Source organism: Paenibacillus sp. FSL R10-2736 (genome assembly GCF_038000245.1).
Classification (GTDB): domain Bacteria; phylum Bacillota; class Bacilli; order Paenibacillales; family Paenibacillaceae; genus Paenibacillus_AQ; species Paenibacillus_AQ phytohabitans.
Map to the genome: position 1 here is coordinate 731,015 of NZ_JBBOBN010000001.1, position 18,258 is coordinate 749,272.

At 49.8% G+C, this 18,258-nt stretch carries 14 protein-coding genes; 11 read left to right on the forward strand and 3 right to left on the reverse strand.

Going from position 1 to position 18,258, the window contains the following annotated elements; translation table 11 throughout:
• Positions 1–99: 99 nt before the first annotated feature.
• On the forward strand, positions 100–519 hold the full coding sequence (locus tag NSQ73_RS03310) for a MarR family winged helix-turn-helix transcriptional regulator (protein ID WP_340985377.1): 420 nt from the start codon (positions 100–102) through the stop codon (positions 517–519).
• Between the two features lie 251 nt (positions 520–770).
• Positions 771–3,020 (forward strand): helix-turn-helix domain-containing protein, encoded by a 2,250-nt coding sequence (locus NSQ73_RS03315; protein WP_340985378.1) that lies wholly within the window; start codon positions 771–773, stop codon positions 3,018–3,020.
• Between the two features lie 111 nt (positions 3,021–3,131).
• On the opposite strand, the gene NSQ73_RS03320 is transcribed toward NSQ73_RS03315, so the two are convergent.
• On the reverse strand, positions 3,132–4,022 hold the full coding sequence (locus tag NSQ73_RS03320; protein WP_340985379.1) for a carbohydrate ABC transporter permease: 891 nt from the start codon (positions 4,020–4,022) through the stop codon (positions 3,132–3,134).
• A gap of 316 nt (positions 4,023–4,338) precedes the next feature.
• Here NSQ73_RS03320 and NSQ73_RS03325 point away from each other — a divergent pair, with 316 nt between their 5' ends.
• The 5 genes from NSQ73_RS03325 to NSQ73_RS03345 all read left to right on the forward strand — a co-directional run bounded on the left by NSQ73_RS03325 (position 4,339) and on the right by NSQ73_RS03345 (position 9,994).
• Positions 4,339–5,262 (forward strand): ABC transporter permease, encoded by a 924-nt coding sequence (locus NSQ73_RS03325; protein WP_371916330.1) that lies wholly within the window; start codon positions 4,339–4,341, stop codon positions 5,260–5,262.
• Between the two features lie 102 nt (positions 5,263–5,364).
• Positions 5,365–6,903 carry an extracellular solute-binding protein gene (locus tag NSQ73_RS03330; protein ID WP_039305392.1) on the forward strand — a complete coding sequence of 513 codons (1,539 nt, stop codon included), beginning with the start codon at positions 5,365–5,367 and terminating at the stop codon, positions 6,901–6,903.
• A gap of 30 nt (positions 6,904–6,933) precedes the next feature.
• Positions 6,934–7,176: a hypothetical protein gene (locus NSQ73_RS03335; RefSeq protein ID WP_340985380.1), complete on the forward strand. Its 243-nt coding sequence runs from the start codon at positions 6,934–6,936 to the stop codon at positions 7,174–7,176.
• 30 nt (positions 7,177–7,206) lie between these two features.
• Entirely contained in the window at positions 7,207–9,036 is a 1,830-nt protein-coding gene (locus tag NSQ73_RS03340; protein ID WP_076248790.1) for an APC family permease, read from the forward strand.
• Between the two features lie 190 nt (positions 9,037–9,226).
• A complete protein-coding gene (locus NSQ73_RS03345; RefSeq protein ID WP_340985381.1) occupies positions 9,227–9,994 on the forward strand; it encodes a hypothetical protein in 768 nt (255 codons plus the stop codon).
• Here NSQ73_RS03345 and NSQ73_RS03350 read toward each other — a convergent pair.
• Positions 9,969–12,308 carry an AraC family transcriptional regulator gene (locus NSQ73_RS03350; RefSeq protein WP_340985382.1) on the reverse strand — a complete coding sequence of 780 codons (2,340 nt, stop codon included), beginning with the start codon at positions 12,306–12,308 and terminating at the stop codon, positions 9,969–9,971. The two genes, NSQ73_RS03345 and NSQ73_RS03350, sit on opposite strands and share 26 nt — an antisense overlap.
• A 185-nt stretch (positions 12,309–12,493) precedes the next feature.
• Between NSQ73_RS03350 and NSQ73_RS03355 the strand changes: the two genes are divergently transcribed.
• Both NSQ73_RS03355 and NSQ73_RS03360 read left to right on the forward strand, forming a co-directional pair.
• A complete protein-coding gene (locus NSQ73_RS03355; RefSeq protein WP_340985383.1) occupies positions 12,494–14,017 on the forward strand; it encodes an extracellular solute-binding protein in 1,524 nt (507 codons plus the stop codon).
• A gap of 112 nt (positions 14,018–14,129) precedes the next feature.
• Complete coding sequence (locus tag NSQ73_RS03360) at positions 14,130–15,449, forward strand: transcriptional regulator (protein ID WP_340985384.1); 1,320 nt, start codon at positions 14,130–14,132, stop codon at positions 15,447–15,449.
• Between the two features lie 102 nt (positions 15,450–15,551).
• Here the strand turns inward: NSQ73_RS03360 and NSQ73_RS03365 are convergent, their stop codons facing one another.
• A complete protein-coding gene (locus NSQ73_RS03365) occupies positions 15,552–16,331 on the reverse strand; it encodes a PhzF family phenazine biosynthesis protein (protein WP_340985385.1) in 780 nt (259 codons plus the stop codon).
• Positions 16,332–16,718: 387 nt separating this feature from the next.
• Here NSQ73_RS03365 and NSQ73_RS03370 point away from each other — a divergent pair, with 387 nt between their 5' ends.
• A complete protein-coding gene (locus tag NSQ73_RS03370; protein WP_340985386.1) occupies positions 16,719–17,507 on the forward strand; it encodes a transposase in 789 nt (262 codons plus the stop codon).
• Positions 17,504–17,848 carry a transposase gene (locus NSQ73_RS03375; RefSeq protein WP_340985387.1) on the forward strand — a complete coding sequence of 115 codons (345 nt, stop codon included), beginning with the start codon at positions 17,504–17,506 and terminating at the stop codon, positions 17,846–17,848. Before NSQ73_RS03370 ends, NSQ73_RS03375 begins: the two co-directional genes overlap by 4 nt.
• Positions 17,849–18,258 lie beyond the last annotated feature (410 nt).

Below are 18,258 nucleotides of genomic sequence, written 5' to 3' on the forward strand. Positions count from 1 at the left end.
GAGAATGTTGTATTTTGTGCAGGATTTTAGTTAGCAACTTAAGCTCAGCTCATAAAATTAGATTTTACGCTAAATTGCATGTATAGATTGGAGGCCTTAATGATGAAAGAGTATATCCTTGGTTTGAACCTGGTCGATTTAATCAGCGAGAAGCACAAGGTTCTGCGGGACAGGGTGAATATGGCGAGCGGGGAGAAGCTCAATAAGACCGAAACACATATTCTTGCAATGCTCGAGCTGCATGTCATGCTGTCCATTTCGGAGATTAGCAGGCTGATCAGCATTTCCCGCCAGGGGACGCAGAAAACGATCAACAATCTGCTGGCTGGAGGGTATGTGGACACGGCCATTGTAGAGGGGAACAGCCGGGACAAGCATATCGTGCTTACTCCGCGGGGGGCTGAGGTGTGCAGGAGTATGCTGGAGATCAAGCAGGATATTGAGTCTGAGATCGCGGCCCGGATCGGCAAGGATCAGGTGGAGGTATTGCGGAAGCTGCTTACAGAGGATTGGCTCTGAGATTACTGCTACTACGGGTACTACGGGGCGTCTAGGCAGATTCACGGTTTGTCACGGTTAGAATGGCGTTAATCCAAGGTTCCCGGAGGCTTCCGGCGGGCCTGTTTGTGTTGCCTGCGAATGAATCCAGCCTTGAGAGGTGTACATTCGGCTAGTTGCAGCAGAGAAAATGCACACGTTAAAATTTCTTGGAATTCAAGATATGAAAGCGCTATAATTGAAAATGATTACATATTTGAAGGAGCCTATCTATGAAAAAGGGCAGGATGTTTTATAAGATTTTCATTCCTATTCTGGTGCTTGGCATCGGCCTGGTCATCAGCTTCGGCAGTTATATTTACATGACAACCAACCATTCTGTTATCGAGCGGGTCGCAGACGGCAAGAAGAGCCTGATTAACCAGATTAAGAATACGCTTGAGCAAAAAATTGAAACCATTGAATATGCCTTCAATACGTACAGCACTACGAATTCCTTCAGCGAAGTCATCCGGAATCCGATTACTGAATCAGACTTTCAGGCATACCGCAATGTCAACACACAGCTGAATTATATTGCCTCCCTGGGGATGGACGGTGTGGAGTATTCACTGATCAGCCTGGAGCAGAATTGGCAGATTTCCAATGGGCGGCTTACCTATTTAAACGGCGAAGACCGGAAGAGCCTGTACGAGAGTTATATCGATAATCAAAAGCAGTCGCTCTTCTGGATTAAGACAGATAAAGGCATCCGTTTTGTGAACACCCTGCCGGTCTTCTCCCAGACGAAGCAGGCGATTGCTTTATCCGATATTTCACTTCAGTCGCTCCGGCGTACTCTGCAGACGGAAGACAACACGCCTGTATTTCTGCTGAACCGGCAAGGGGATACACTCTATGAACCGGACCCGGCATCGGGAGAGAATCTGTTGACCGGAGAACAGCTCAGCCGGGTTACGAAGCTTGCAGGTACCGGCGGACCGGCGGGCATTGTGCCGCTGGAGAGGGCTAATCATCAGAAGATTAAAGCCATCTATGCGAAGTCTTCCTATAACAATTGGATCTATGTGACGCTGCTGGAACAGAAGGAGATCTCGGATGCGCTGAAGGCTACAAGGTTCGGCCTGATTATGATGATCCTGATGATTACGCTGCTGATTGTGGCTGTAGCTTATAGTACGGCACTTCATTTCACCAGGCGTATCCAGAAGATCCAGCGGAAGCTTGCCGGGGAGGGCCAGCCCGCCCCCAAGGATGAGATTGACTGGATTATTACGTCGATTGATACGATCCTGTCGGAGAAAGAGAGTCTGGAGGGGCTGCTGGAGCAGGAGATGCCGCAGCTGGAAACCCAGTGTATCCTGAACCTGTTCCGGGGCAGCATGTCGGCGGAAGAGCTGGAGCATAATATGGCCCGCTTCGGGTATTCGCTTACGGAGCATACGCATTTCGCCACGATGCTGATCCAGCTCGATAATTACGGGGAACGTCAGGCCAACGATAAGAATCTGCTGCTTGTTGCCGTGAACAAGCTGGTGGAAGAGCTGGTTCCGGCTTCGCGGAGAATGATTCCGATTCTGCTCAATGACAAGACGCAGGCAACGATCCTGGTCTTTGAGGGGGCAAGCGAGCAGGAGAACCGCAAGCAGGTCCTGGAGGATGCCAAGCGGATCATCAAGACCGTGAGGGACCTGCTCAAGCTCTCGGTCAGCGTCGGCATCAGCCGGTTCTACACCGACCTGACCGGCAGCAGGGAAGCCTGCGAGATGAGCAAGCAGGCGCTGCATCACCGGCTGAATCTGGGGAAGGAATCGATTATCTTTTATGAGGATATCTCGCAGGTGATTTCAGGCCCGGTGCTGCTGCATTACCCTTCGGAGCTGGAATCGCAGCTATTCGATGCGATCCGCCTTGGTGATGAAGAACGTGTATCCCGTTCACTCTATCCGCTGCTCGGGGAGATGATGAAGCACAGCAAGAACCCGCTCAACTTCGAGGTTACCCTGATCCGCTTCGTGAACAACCTGATTCAGCTGGAACAGCTGATCGGTGTAGAGGTGCTGCTGACCCAGGATAATTACGCCCTGTACCACCGGCTGCTGGATATCCGCAATCCGGAAGAGATTGAACGCATCCTGGTGAAAGAGGTTATTCACCCGATGGTAACCTGCATGAAGGAGAAGACCACCCGCCAGTTCCGCGGCCTGTCTGACCAGATTGCGGGTATCGTACGGACGGAATATGATCAGGAGCTGTCACTTGAGCTGATCGGCGAGCGCCTGCATTACAGCCCGAACTACTTGAGCAGTATCTTCAAGAAGGAGTTCGGGATGACCTTCAGCGAATATCTGATGAGCTACCGGCTGGAGACGGCCAAGAAATGGCTGGCAGAAAGCGATATGACGGTCAAAGAGATCGGCGAACGTCTCCAGTATCATAATCCGCAGAACTTCATCCGCTCCTTCCGCAAGAAGGAGCATGTCACCCCGGGTGCTTACCGGGCGATGAAGCAGGAGAAATAACAAGGCCTACGGACAGCAAACAGCCAGCCCCCGGTGAAGAGGGCTGGCTGTTTCGTTTATCCGGCAAGGTAAGCCTCTATATACTCTGGCCATAACTTGAGCCCGGGCTGGTCAGCCTTTGACCGCTCCCAGCATGGCACCTTTGGTGAAGTGCTTTTGCACAAACGGGTAGGCTGCCAGCATAGGCACAGTAGCGACTACGATCACGGCCATTTTAATCGTCTGGGCCGGCGGCACAATATCTACTGAGGTGTTGTCCCCCTGCATCCCGCTGGACACGATAACAATCTGGCGCAGCAGCACCTGAATCGGCCACTTGACCGAATCATTGATGTACAGGACAGCAGTCATATACGTGTTCCAATAGGCCACGCCGTAGAATAAGGACAGGGTAGCAATGGAAGGCAGCGCCAGCGGCAGCATGATTTTAAAGAGTACACCAAAATCATTGGAGCCGTCGATCTTGGCCGATTCCTCCAGTCCTTCCGGCAGCGCCTGGAAGAAGTTGCGCATAATGATCAGATTGAAGGCGTTGACCGCTGACGGGATAATCATGGACCCGTAGGTGTCGATCAGCCCGAACATTTTGACCACCAGAAAGGTTGGAATCATTCCTCCGCTGAACAGCATGGAGAAGACCACTACGAAGTTAATGAAATCTCTGCCTGCCAGATATTTGCGGGATAAGCCATAAGCCATCAGTGTGGTAAGAATCATACTGAATACAGTTCCGGCGGCCGTGACCCCGATAGACACGCCGAGGCCTCTAAAAATAGTAGGGGTAGACAGGATGAAACGGTAAGCATCCAATGAGAAGGTGGCAGGGAACAAGACGAACTTCTTCTCCACAACCTCCTGGGTCGAAGCAAAGGAGCTGGCAAAAACATTAATAAAGGGAAAAAGGCAGATCAGGGCAATGAGTGCCAGCAGGGTGGTATTGACGATGGTGAACAGTCGGCCGCCCACCGTTTCTTTTTTGAATGATGATGTAGATTGCGCCATGCGGTTATCCTCCTTGTAATCGTTTCAATGACACTGTAACAAGGCGGATTCATTCCGTATATAATCATTAGCTACGGCTTTGCCGGAGGTCAGAATAGGGGGAGCAGCAGGCTATAATCTTTATCCATGATGGGTATCCCTGCAAGGGGTGATGCTCCGGCAAAGCTTGCAGCGGCGCGGTTTAACCGGTCAGAGTAGGTAATGATTATATACGTAATCCGCTAACAATCTTAAGCTTGAGGCGTAAAGAAACGCGTTCAAGGAGGCCGAGCTGGTGAAGGAAGCAAATATCGCCGTGATGGAATCAAACCCGTCAATGGCAAGGAAGAAGCGGAGCGGACACAGTCTGCTGAGTCTAAAAAGAAACAAGCTGTTATATCTGATGATCCTGCCGGGGTTTGTGTATTTTGTAATCTTTAAGTACCTGCCGATGGGCGGACTGGTGATCTCCTTTCAGGATTATCAGCCGTACCTTGGCATTGGAGGAAGCCCGTGGGTCGGATTCAAGCATTTTGTCCGCCTGTTCACGGAGCCAACCTTCCTTATGCTGCTCAGGAATACACTGATCCTGTTTGCGCTGAATTTGGTGATCTTTTTCCCCCTGCCGATTATACTCTCGCTGATGCTGAATGAGGTCCGCAGCAAGATGTTCAAGAATGTGGTGCAGACGATCATTTATATTCCGCATTTCCTGTCATGGGTAATTATCGTATCCATCTCCTATGTATTCATGAATGTGGACGGCGGGGTGCTTAACGAGGCCATTGCCGCACTCGGCGGCCAGAAGATCAGCTTCCTTACTTCCCCGGAGTGGCTGCGCGTCATCTATATCGGACAGATTATCTGGAAAGAGCTGGGCTGGTCGACCATCATCTATCTGGCGGCGATTACGGTAGTAGACACCCAATTATACGAAGCAGCAGAAATGGACGGGGCGGGAAGGCTGCGCAAAACGTGGCATGTCACGCTGCCGGCGATCCGTCCGGTAATCATCACCCTGCTAATCCTCAAAATCGGGCATACGCTGGATCTTGGCTTTGAGCATATGTATCTGCTGATCAACTCTCTGAACCGTGAAGTGGGGGAAATCTTCGATACCTATATTTACACCGCCGGTCTGAAGAACGGTCAACTCAGCTTCAGTACAACCGTTGGCCTGTTCAAAGGGGTTGTTGGTCTGATTCTCGTCATGCTGTCGAACAAGCTGGCCAAAAAGATGGGCGAAGACGGAGTTTACTGATTAGGTGTACCTCACTGTAATGCAAACGATGAATTCTTGCTCCCCGTTAGCGGGGTAGAGGAAGATACAGGCTAGTCCAACAATCCGAAAAGGGGAAAAGGTATGAACAAAAAAGTTAGCAAATTAGCAGTGCTTGCTGTTAGCGGGGCTCTGGTACTGAGTGCATGCGGCAACAAGGAGCCGGCAAATTCGGGGCAGGCTGCAAATACAGCCGGGAATGAAGCCGGGAAGGCGGCACCCGCAGCAAAGACAAAAATCAGCTGGATGAACATTCTCCATTCCACCACGCCGCCGACAGATACCGTGCTCAATAAAATCGAGGAGATAACGAATACCGAGCTTGATTTCTCCTGGGTCCCGGACGCCTCCAAAGAGGAACGGATCAATACGGCGCTTGCTTCCGATTCACTTGCGGATATCGTCACACTTACGCTTTTGGAGAATTCCTCGGTGCGCAATGCCTTGAAGGCCGGTGTATTCTGGGATGTCGGTCCTTACCTGGATGAATTCCCTAATCTCGCAGCGATCTCGCAGGATATGCGGACCTCAGCTTCAATAGAGGGTAAGCTGTACGGTATCCCGATGGTGAAGGATATTGCCAGAAACGGCGTTATTCTCCGCAAGGATTGGCTGGATAAGCTCGGACTCCAGGTACCCCAAACAACAGATGAATTAATGCAGGTAGCGAAAGCGTTTACAGAAGAAGACCCGGATGGGAATGGTTCGAAAGATACAACGGGCTTCATTGACCGGAGCGATCTGGTATTCGGCGCATTCAAAACGCTGGGCTCCTATTTCGGGACTCCGAGCAGCTGGGATGTGGATGATAGCGGTAAAGTTACGCCGGAGTTCGAGTCTGAGGGCTATGTTAAGGCGATGGAATACATGAAGGAGCTGTACAAGGGCGGTTACATCAATCAGGATTTTGCAGTAACGGCCAAGACGGACCAGCAGCAGGGCTTCGCCCAGGGGAAGGCGGGAATTTATGTCGGTGCGCTCTTTGACAGCAAGAACCTGCTTAATCTGGCCAAAGGCATCCAGGATCAAATGGAGCTTGTGATGGTGAACAATATTACTTCCACCGGCAATGAGGCTGACCGGGCCATCTGGAGCTCAAGCAACGGCGTCGGCGGCCTGCTCTCCTTCCCTAAATCGGAAGTCAAGGATGAAGCGGAGCTCAAGCAAATCCTGCAATTTGTTAATGATATCATGTCGGAGGAAGTATTTGCGCTGATGACTTACGGAATCGAAGGTGTGCATTACACGATTGATGCAGACAAAGCAGTGACTATAACGAATACAGAGCTGTGGCAGCAGGAAGTGCAGCCGTTCTCTTCTTCACGTCCTAAGGAGCCTGGTTATGCCATTCATGATGCCGATCCGCTCCGGACAGAAGCGGCCCGTCTGATTCTTGAGAACGAAAAGTATGCAGTGCTTAATCCGATGTATTCCCTTGAATCCCCTACCTTCTCCTCGGAGGGATCTGAGCTGCAGAAGATCATTACAGATGCAACGTATAAGTTCATTCTTGAAAAAATTGATCTCGGCGGATTTAAGCAGGAGGTTGAAAAATGGCGTAAATCCGGCGGCGATGCCATCATCTCCGAATATGAAGCCGCTTATAAAGCTGTAAACGGCTGATTGCTGAAATAAAAGCGGATAGGAGCAACAATGGGCGAAGCGGAATGCCTGCTTCGTCTTTTTGCCGTGGTTTTGGCAGCAGGGGTAAGCGTGGTTTCGGAAGTATGTGCAGTTAATAGAGGAAATATGCAGATTGTATTCTTAAAAACCGGAAATGTCTATGGTATCTGCACCTATACAGAATGTTATAAAAGGATTAAGGTATTAACCAGGCGGCGCAGCAAATGTCTCCATCCAGTTATAGGCCAGATTATAATTGAGCGCCAAGGGTAATATAACTTTAAAAAAAGTGAGTGAGCTGAGATGATGTCTTCGGTAAAAAGATTCCTGATTGGACGGCCGCTGAAGTCGGATCAACTGGGCGAACAGAAATTAAACAAAACCAAAGCTCTTGCCATTCTATCCTCGGATGCCTTGTCTTCGGTTGCTTACGGTCCAGAGCAGATTCTGCTGGTGCTGATTACGATTAGTGCAGCAGCCTTCTGGTATTCCATTCCTATCGCTGTAGGGGTACTCGTGCTGCTGCTGGCGCTGATACTTTCCTACAGGCAGATTATTTTTGCTTATCCCCAAGGTGGCGGCGCCTATGTGGTATCCAAAGAGAACCTGGGCAAGTATCCGGGTCTCGTGGCCGGCGGCTCACTGCTTGTGGACTATATATTGACCGTGGCGGTAAGTGTATCCGCCGGAACAGATGCCATCACTTCAGCTTTCCCTAGTCTTCATCCTTATAATGTGATTATTGCCATCATCTTCGTCCTTCTGATTACGACACTGAATTTGCGGGGGGTCACCGAATCGGCGTCCTTCCTGGCCTATCCGGTCTATCTGTTCGTCCTTGCCATGTTTATCATGATCGGTCTTGGCTTGTTCAACATTGTGAACGGCAATGTGCCTGCCGAACTGCATACCTCACTGGGTACACCGGTGGCTGGAGTGAGCTTGTTCCTGCTGCTCCGGGCGTTTTCTTCCGGGAGCTCGGCGCTGACAGGGGTAGAGGCCATATCGAACGCCATACCGAACTTCAGGGCTCCGGCACCAAACAATGCAGCCAAGACACTTGCTGCGATGGGGATATTGCTGGCGCTGTTATTCTCAGGGATTGTCTTCCTGGCTTATTATTACGGGATTGCCCCGCGTGAAGAGGTCACGGTGGTTTCCGATATTGCCGAGCAGGTCTTCGGCCGGAACTTCATGTATTTCTTCGTTCAGGGGACCACGGCACTGATTCTGGTTCTGGCCGCCAATACCGGATATTCCGCGTTTCCGCTGCTGGCGGTGAATCTGGCCAAGGATAAATTCATTCCCCGGATGTTCACGGTCCGCGGCGACCGGCTGGGTTATTCTAACGGGATTCTCAGCCTCGGTATCCTGTCGATCATTCTGATCATTGCCTTTGAGGGACGGACTGAGCACCTCATTCCGCTATATGCGGTAGGGGTATTTATTCCGTTCACGCTCTCGCAGACCGGGATGATGGTCAAATGGATTCGGCATAAGCCGGAGGGCTGGCTGCCCAAGCTGATCATCAATACGATCGGAGCGCTCATCAGCTTCATCGTGACCATTATGTTCTTCCTGACCAAATTCCCGCAAATCTGGCCGGTGCTGGTCTTCCTGCCGCTGATTATCCTGTTCTTCTACCGCATCCACAAGCATTATGAATCGGTGGCTGATCAGCTGCGGATCACCACCTGCGGCGAACCGCCGCTGGCGATCGAAGGGAATATCATTATTCTGCCGGTGGCCGGAATTACGCATGTAGTGGAGAACTCCCTGCGGTATGCCAAGTCGCTGGGTGCCGAACAGATTATTGCGGTCCACATTCCGTTTGAGCGGGAGGATGACGCCATATTTGAAGAGAAGTGGAAGAAATTCCATCCCGAGGTGCGGCTGGTAACGCTGTATTCGCCATACCGCAGCATCATTCATCCGCTGACGAAGTTCATCGATACCGTCCAGCGCAAAGCAAGCGAATCGAATTATCAGGTTACTGTAATCGTTCCGCAATTCATTCCGAAGAAAGGCTGGCATAATATCCTGCATAACCAATCCAGCCTCCTGATCCGCGCGCATCTGCTGTACCGCAGAAATGTAATTATTACTACTGTGCCTTATCATTTGAAAAAATAACTGCGTGATGCACGCAAAAAGCCCCCAGCCACGATAACCGATGGCTGGGGGTTTTATAAGCTGAGGCTAATCTTGCTTTTCTCCCAACAGGAGCATATGGTAAGCTAAACTGTGACCTTCCGGATGATAGGAGATTCGCCTCTGGCAGGTTCGGTTAAGCAATAGCAACAGGCAGCGGATGGAGGGACAGTTGTTGAAAGTACGAGGCTTGAACGGATTCAAAGTTAAGACAGTGCTAATGATGATGATGCTTGTGCTGCTGCTCACGGGCTGCGCGCAGGGAACGGCCCATATGACGGTGAAGAAGAACGGTTCTCTCGATCTGGCCTTCAGCCTGCTGCTGGATTCCCGGGCGGAGAAGCTGGTCAGCGGTAAAATAGAGGAGCTCCTGACCACGCGGCTTGCGGCCGCAGGGATTGAGCTGAACAAAACGGCAAGCGGAAAATCTACAGAATATCAGTTTCGGAAATCCTATGCCTCGATCGAGGAGCTGCAGTCCAGCGGCAGCAGCCTTGATATTGTGGATGCGGAGGTCGGGCAGACGGACAGATGGCTGTATACCCGGTACGATGTGCTGGCTCAGCCTAAGCTGAACGCCTATTCGGATGAAATTATTGATGGCATCGGCAGCTTAAGCGTACCTAAATCCCTTGTGCGGCTGCTGATGGGGACCTTCTCCGTTGATTTCAAATTAACGATTCCTTATGATCTGTACGGGCCTAATAATGCGGTGGAACAAGACGGCAATACCTTAACCTGGCATATTTCACTTGCGGATTCCGAGCCGCTGCGTCTGGCTGTATACGTGCCGGATATCCGGAATATTGCCATCGCTGGCGGCGGTCTTCTGCTGATTATGGCCGTACTTATAACGTTATTTATCCGCTCAAGAAAATCACGCAAGCTCAAATCCGCACCTGAGGACCCTGCGCTTAATAATCATCGGGCACAGCCTTAGGCTTCGAGCTGAAGTTGTCGCGGTACTGGCCGGGGGTCATCCCCTCCTGCTTGCGGAACGAGCGGATGAAGTTCTGCGAGTTGTTGTATCTGAGGCGTGAGGCGATATCCTTCACCGGCATATCGGTTTCCTCCAGCCATTTCTTGGCCATTTTGAAGCGGTACATTGTAAGGTAGTCACTGAAGTAATACTGGGTCTCCTTACGGAACACACTGCTGATATAGTTGGCGTTATAATGCAGCCGGGAAGCACATTCCTCCAGCGTCAGATCCTTGTCATACTCATGCTGGACGATGTCGATCAGCTTCTCGGAGATGTTATGATACTGGGCATTCTGCCTGCTGTGGAAGATGACGATGACCGGCTGGATGACGATGGTCCAGAACCAGTCTTCAATCTCCGCAACAATATGCAGATCGGTCAGCTCTTCGAACAATGAACCGTTGGCATGATAGATCTGATTCAGCGTAATCCCCGATTCCTGCATCATAATGAGCGTATTGTTCAGCAGCCGTGTCAGCGGAATCTGGTATTCCTGCGGTGAGAGCCCCAGCGCAAAAATACACTTGAACAGCTTATGCAGCAGTTCCTTCGCTTTGTCGCTGTCAGCCAGCTTGATGGCATCCATCAGGTCATTTTCGGTATGGGTAGGGTAGTTCAGATTGAGATAATGCTTGCCGGAGTTAATGTTCTCGTACTGGATGATGATGCCTTTGCCGAGCGTGATCCGGTGCTTCAAGGCTTCCAGGCCTTCCCTGTAGGCAATGGACATTTTATCAAAAGAGTGGAACGGCAGACTAAGCCCGATGCTGACCTGCAGCTTCAGGTAATTATTAATCTCCTGCTGCAGCTTCTCCGTCAAGGCATAGAGCGTACGGTGAAAAGATTCCGTATTGCCGTCACTGCTGCCAATTACGGTCGCCAGGGCATGCCCCATCATCACAGGGGTCAGCCTGTTATCCGCCGATACCAATTCCTCAATCATATTATGCGCCGCAAATAACAGCAGATTGAGATCCTTTTTCTCATAGCTGTTCTCCTCGGAGAAGTCGATGCTCAGCGTAATGACAGCCATCGTTTTCCATTCCTCCACCTGCTTGCGGTACCCGTATTGCTCCAGTTCCTCCAGCAGCTCACGTTTCCTCAGATTGCCCTGAAAGGCCTGAATCAGGAAGAAGGTCCGCACCTGCCCGATGTGCTGGCTGACCTCTTTCTCCAGCTGGGATTTGGATTGGAACAGGGAATGCACCTGCTCGCCGATGAGCTGGAATTCATCCGTATGCCTTGCCCGCAGGCTTGGGCGGCGTTGCCCCATCTGATTAAGCAGACGTTCGATCGGAGTGTACATACGCCGGGAGCCCAGCCACGCCAGCAGCACAGACAGCAGCAGCATGAACGTACAGACAAATACCGTATAGGTGCCGATTTTGCCGGATTCGCGGGTCAGACTCTCAATGGAAGTTACCGACAGGTAGATCCAGCCGTTGAGCTGGGAGCGCATATAGGTTATGGAATAATCTTCTTTATTAATTTCGGTTTTGAATTGCCCTGAGGGCTCGTCTGCTGCGGCAATCCGCTGGAAGCCTGTGAATCCCCCTGCTTCGGCGGGCTGGCCGATCAGGGTACGGTCAGGATGGAGCAGAATCCGTCCGGATTCGTCCAGCATAATAATGCTGTCCAGCGGCTGCACATCGGAGTTGATGAAGTCCTGGAGACTGCAGGCGGGAATATTGGCCATAGCGAGCCCGTATTTCTGGAGCTTGGTGGTCGGGAGCTTCTTAATCAGGCTGATGCTGTAATTGCACCCGGTAACGTTAATACTCTCTTCGCTGTAGAACAGGGAGGAGGGATTCAGCACCCAGGACGATGTGCCTTGAATATTCATCAGGTTCGTGAGCTGCTCGTAATTCTGGTATTCATTCAGGCGGTAGAGCCCGGAATTCTTGATCATCCAGTTCTGCCGCTGATTTAATAGAATGACATCCTCCAGCTTCGTATCGAAAGATTGCATGTTGCGGATTTCGTTTCTTATGTCATTATATAAAATGAAATCGGTTACATTTAGCGGATTATTGAGCGCTTTTTTCAGCACAGAAGAGTTCACTACCTGATTCAAGGTCTGGTTGACAGTGGTAAGCTTATGTTCTACATTTGAGGTAATTTGTAAAATAAGTTCCATTTTGCTTTCGTTAACATTTTTTTGAATTTCCTTGGAGGATGTGAAATAAGAGAAAGAACCAATGAACAGCACCGGCAGGATGCTGATTGCAAACGCGAACATCGTTAATTTACTTAGAAAGCTTAAGGATTTCACCAGATTCAGCACCTTTGTATGAGTAGTCGTAATCACTGCTTTAAGTGTATGCATCACGAAGGATAATAACAATAATCATCTGGTGCCGCAATAATCATTTTCTCTAATAATCACTACACATGCTAAATTATTCAATAAATAGGGCCTTATTGTATATAAATATTTCGATTTTAGGAGGTTATGAAATGTTCAAAGGATTGGCAGGCAGGCAGGTGACTCTTATATGCTGCTCTATTCTACTACTCTCGTTCGGTTTATTAAGTGCTTGCAGTGAGGGGCAATCTTCCCCTTCAGATACTGCCGGAGAGAAGCCGTCCATCTCAATTCTTGCGCCGCTGCATTTCCCGCAGACCCCTTCCAAGGATCTTATCGCCGAGATTGAGAGACTGACCGGGACTCAGCTGAATATTACCTGGGTGCCGGAGGGCGTGTACACGGACAAAATGAATACGGCGCTGACCACCGGTGCCCTCGGCAAAGTTACATTTGTGAAATTCACCGATTATAATCCGGTCAAGAATATGATCCGTTCCGACGCTTTTTGGGAGATTGGACCGTACTTGGAGGAGTTCCCGAATCTGCGCCAGCTGGATGCTTCTATCCTTAAGCAGACCACGGTGGACGGGGGGATTTATGGCCTCTATACGGAAAGACCTGCTTCCAGGCAGGGGATTATAATCCGTAAGGACTGGCTGGAGCATCTGCACCTGAGTCCGCCGGGGACGCTGGATGAGCTGTACGAGGTGATGAAGCAGTTCACCTATAATGATCCGGACGGGAACGGCAAAGCCGATACCCTCGGACTGGTAGACCGCAATGACCTGGTGTACGGGGTATTTAAGACGTTAAGCTCCTATTTCGGCACGCCGAATAACTGGAAGATTGAGAACAACCGGTTTATTCCGGAATTCGCCACCTCTGAATACATGGACACGATGAATTTCATGCGCAAATTATATAACGAGGGGATTATCAACCAGGATTTCGCCCTGACGAGCAAGGATGTACAGCGGGATAAGTTCATCCGCGGGACGGCAGGGATATTCATCGGGAGCATGACAGACGTGCAGCGGCTGTCGATTGAGGCCAAGGCAATTAATCCCCAGGCGGAGCTTACCCTGATTAACCGGATTAAGGGGCCGGACGGGTACAAGGTATGGTCGATTCCCAAGTACAACGGCCTGTATCTTTTCTCCAAAAAAGCCATTGCCACAGAGCAGGAACTGAAGCAGGTGCTGGGGTTCTTTGACCGCACGATGGATAAGGATGTAGCCAACCTGATGGTGTACGGCTTCGAGGGCCGGCATTATCAGCTCGATGGGGAGGGGAAGGTGATCCTTCCAGAGGAAACCTCCCAGCTGCGTGTATTTGAGGTGAATCCGCTCTATTCCCTGATGATTGCCGATATCGGCAACAAGAACATTATGGAGGTCGCGCAGAAGGAGCAGCTGACGGCCCTTGCCGACCAGCTGAGCCAGGATAATGAGCAGTTCCTGGTCGATGACCCGGCAGTACGTTTAACCTCCGCTACCTATGATGAGAAGAACGCCGAGCTGTCGGCCATTATAGTAGATGCTACCTACAATTATATTCTGGGCAATATCGATGCGGACGGATTCGCCGGAGAGGTCGAGAAGTGGCAGACCAGCGGCGGCAGTATGATCATCCAGGAATATACGGAGGCGGAGGCGCGGGCTAGTGAGGAATAATTGGTAAAAGTACATATACAAGCTTGTCCACCCTAATTCTAACTGGTATATTTTGTATAACGAATAAGGTATTATCAGTTATCACAAATATGGTTAGAAAGGTGGTTATGAATTGAGGGCAATGAACACGATATTATCAGAACTGGAAGATTACTTGAAAAGAGAAGCTTTGACGATAACCCAATTCGCCAGGCATTCCCAGCTTCATTCCGGGACACTCAGTAATATCGTTCATGGGCACCGGCCCATTGCGATGCAGCAGCTTGACCGGATCACCCGGGCGATGGGGCGGGAGGAAGGCTTCTTCTATGACTTGTATATCGATAATTATATTATCGAAGGTTCTTCAGACTGGCGCAGAATTGGCCCGCTGCTGCTCCGCTGTGCAGATCTGGACAAGCTGGACAGCATTCAGAGAATCGCCCGCCATATTATGGACAACCTGATGTACGCTCCCCTGTTGTTTGATACGGCGGAGGAACTGTTCACTGCCGGGAAAATGGAGGCAGCCGCCGCAATCTATGAGATTGTTGCCGAAGGCGAACGCTTCCAGCATTCCGAACGGCTGGCGCTATGCCAGTATAGGTTATTTATGATTTCAATCAGTGATGATCAAGACAAGAACCTGCGGATAGCTAACCGGTTCGAGCCCTTCGTTGAGCGGTTGGATGAAGTGGACCAGCTGGATGCACTCAAAGAGCTTGCCAATACATACCGTTCCTTGCAGCGCTGGGACAAGGTCGATGAATTTGCCGCCAAAATGGGCCAAAAGGCCAGAATTCAATATGATATGAAGGACCGCCTCCAACGGAGAACCTCCGAGCGCATCAAACATCCCGGGAGACCCTTGTTTTTCTATATAGCGTACAGTAACCTGCTTCGTGCTAATGTGTGTGATGAGCTTGGTGATTATGAGCAGGCCTTGGCCTATACCCATGCATATGCAGATCTAGGTTGGGTAAAGGAGCAGGGAGATGAGGTAGAGCATTGGAAGAACCTGTTTATGGAGTGGTCCAAAGCTAATGTTTGTTTAACCAGGCTGCTGAGCGGGGACTCTACGGTAATTGGGCAATATGCTGCCTATATCGACTCGCAACGGGAGGAAAGACTAACCGGATTATTATATATTCTGAAGGCCGCCAATAAATATAACCTTAATGTTGACGATACCTTGCAGCAGTTTAAGCAGGAAATCGAAGAGAGTGTTAATGATCTGGTCCAGGGGAGATACTCCCGGAAATTAGTGTTGGACCGGCAGGCGAATCTGTTGCTGGAATTGGCCAATTATTTTCTGGTTAAAGGGGAATATGACAGCGGCTTGGAATTTCTCTCTAAATCGGTTAAGAAGTATCAGGGAATAAATGATGAAAAGTATAAGATTCTCGGCGCATTGACCAAGATCCTCAAGCAGTCTGGTAGCAGTGCGGGATAGCAGTTGAAAGGCTACGCTTTCCGTAATGCTCTCTTTAAGTTTCATCACCAGCCCCGCCGCAGAAGCCCGCAGTGGGGCTTAACTGTGAAAAACTGTTTTTTCTTAACCGATCTGAAGCTCAGCAACAGCATATAAAACTGCAGAGCCGCTTATTTTTACACGATCCCCGTCATTTATACAATATAATGTTCCTCCGCGTTTGGAGAGCTGCCGGGCTACTAATTCGTTCTTACCAAGCCGCGCTGCCCAATAGGGAATGAAATTACAGTGAGCAGAGCCGCATACAGGGTCCTCATTCACATTCAGCTTAGGAAAAAAGCTGCGGGAAGCAAAATCATAGGTTTCGCTTCTGGCCGTGATCGAGACCCCGAGTCCATCGGGAAGCTGCCGCAGTTTAGAGAAATCAGGAGCAGCGTTAAGCACATCTTCTTCTTTTTCCAGCACGAACATTAAATCTCTGCCTAAATAAGTCTCTACCGGCTGAATGCCGAGAGCTTCAACCATTTGACTGGTTAATGTCCAAGGCTCCGGCATCCTGCTGGGGAAATCCAGCTCGTAATACTCCCCTTTTCTTAGAACAACCAGTTCCCCGCTCATGGTCTGAATTTTAAAGCTGTCTACATTAGTTTCGTAAAAGTTAGCCAGGACATAAGATGTTGCGAGAGTAGCATGGCCACAGAGTTCAATCTCATCAGCCGGAGTAAACCAGCGTAACCGGTAATGGTCCCCCTCCTTGACGGCAAAAGCTGTTTCCGAGAGATTATTCTCAGCAGCAATTTGCTGCATTGTCTCATCCGGAAGCCAGCCCTTCATAATACATACTCCCGCAGGATTACCTTCGAATAATTTCTCTGCAAATGCATCCACAACATAATATTTCATATACCCGCCTCCAAAAACTAAATTACCTATCATTTTACTGTATGCTCGTATAGTTTACGACTCTGTACTATAAAAGCGATGGAGAATTTAATCTAACACGCAAACGGCAGACGATATTCTCATCACTCCATTGTGCCGCTGTACAACTGCCCAGTCGAAGATGTTCTTGGGTTGCTCGGGTTGCTGATTGGCGAGGGACGTTGTTTCGTTAATTGAAGAGGGTGAGAATGGGTGGTAAGTGCGCCAATTGTAGCTAAGTTCACTCTGTTTCCACAAAATTGTTGTACGAAATATAGGCGTGTTGATTTCCCAAAAAAAGGGACGAAAAAGGCCGCCATTTCGGGTAATGGTAAGTACGACCAAACCAAACCGAAATGAGGCGACCTCATGAATAAATATACCCCATTTTTAGCCGTTTTCAAACAAGTATTAACACCGGAAGAAGTCCAAATGGTGACTGGACAAACCAAGGACTACGTAGATAGTGGAACCAAAATGACCGTCGGGTTGCTACTCGATTACTTTGTCCAAGCCTGCTACCACAAATGGGACGGCTTCCGGCAAAGTGCCCGCTTAGGCCCAAACTTTGACTTGCCTGAGATTCATTACTCCACCCTTTCCGGCAAGGCCGGTGAAGTCCCTTACGAAATCTTCAAACGTATCTTTCAACTGCTCGTCAAGAAATGTAACCGACAAACCCGGCGGCATCTGAATCTTCCTAAAGATCTTCTGCTGATTGACTCGACGACGGTCACGGCGGCGAATTCCCGAATGCCTTGGGCCTCGTACAAAAAATTTAGAGGGGGCATTAAGCTGCATGTCGCTCTTTCGCAAGGTCAGCGTTTACCCGTGAACGTGGAGGAATCGATTGCGAAGCGCAATGACGCTCCGTTTGGAGAAGTTTTGGCAGATACGGACTACATTTTGGTACAGGATCGGGCGTATGGAAAAATTAGCAGATTGGATCAATATGTGCTCCAGGGCCAGTCGTTTGTGATTCGACTCAAAGACAATCTCCATTTGGTGAAGCCGAGAAACCTCCAGCGACCCGCAGAGGGAGAAACGAAAATTGTTCGTGATATGACTTGTTATATCGGTCAAGGGAAGTGCCAATCCGCTCAGCGCCACCGGGTCGTAGAATTTGAAAATGACCGGGGGAAGTCGTACGGGTCGTGACCGATTTGAGAAAAGAGTCCGCTCATGTAATCGCCGAAATCTACAAGGCACGCTGGGAAATTGAAGTCTTTTTCCGCTGGATTAAACAGCATCTGAACGTGCCATGTCTATTTGGAACCACCGAAAATGCAGTATACAGCCAATTGTTTGTGGCCCTTGCTGTCTATGTGCTTCTGAGACGCGTTTATGATGAAATCCACTCCAACGTGCCTGCCTTTGCTCAACTGACCCTTTGGGAATTTATGCAGCATTGGCGTATATTTAGTCTTCCGCTGGAGTGGCAGGTTCAACTGAGTCTACTCAGGAACAAGAGCATTTTGGGAATTATATTCATTCCATAATATGGGGAATCAACACGCCTGTACGAAATACAACTTTGGTTCACAGATATCCGGGTAATCCGAAGGATTGTTGTACGAAATACAAGAATTTCCCCGCTGTGCCGCCAGTTGGAGGAGAAATGCTGCATTCTGTACAACAATTTTGAAATTCGGCCAATTTATTGAGGGAAATGTTGTATTTGGTGCAGGATTTTTGAGTAATATTGGATTTGCTCCCCTCCTGTTCCCCTCTGCCGCTCTAATCATAACTCCGGCGCTCCTTCATCCCCGACCTTATCACACTATTTCCAGTTCTTAATCAAGCCCCGCCGCTTCCCAGCCCTGTCACTCTATTCCCAGCTCCATAGGTTCTACCCTCAGCACTCAAATCCCAGCTCCGCCGCGAGCGAAGCGGCGGGGCATTCCCTTTG

Bases quoted from the DNA above. Each gene is read 5' to 3' on its own strand.
- NSQ73_RS03310 (WP_340985377.1), top strand. From the start codon at position 100: ATGATGAAAGAGTATATCCTTGGTTTGAACCTGGTCGATTTAATCAGC.
- NSQ73_RS03315 (WP_340985378.1), top strand. From the start codon at position 771: ATGAAAAAGGGCAGGATGTTTTATAAGATTTTCATTCCTATTCTGGTG.
- NSQ73_RS03320 (WP_340985379.1), bottom strand. From the start codon at position 4,022: ATGGCGCAATCTACATCATCATTCAAAAAAGAAACGGTGGGCGGCCGA.
- NSQ73_RS03325 (WP_371916330.1), top strand. From the start codon at position 4,339: ATGGCAAGGAAGAAGCGGAGCGGACACAGTCTGCTGAGTCTAAAAAGA.
- NSQ73_RS03330 (WP_039305392.1), top strand. From the start codon at position 5,365: ATGAACAAAAAAGTTAGCAAATTAGCAGTGCTTGCTGTTAGCGGGGCT.
- NSQ73_RS03335 (WP_340985380.1), top strand. From the start codon at position 6,934: ATGGGCGAAGCGGAATGCCTGCTTCGTCTTTTTGCCGTGGTTTTGGCA.
- NSQ73_RS03340 (WP_076248790.1), top strand. From the start codon at position 7,207: ATGATGTCTTCGGTAAAAAGATTCCTGATTGGACGGCCGCTGAAGTCG.
- NSQ73_RS03355 (WP_340985383.1), top strand. From the start codon at position 12,494: ATGTTCAAAGGATTGGCAGGCAGGCAGGTGACTCTTATATGCTGCTCT.
- NSQ73_RS03365 (WP_340985385.1), bottom strand. From the start codon at position 16,331: ATGAAATATTATGTTGTGGATGCATTTGCAGAGAAATTATTCGAAGGT.
- NSQ73_RS03370 (WP_340985386.1), top strand. From the start codon at position 16,719: ATGAATAAATATACCCCATTTTTAGCCGTTTTCAAACAAGTATTAACA.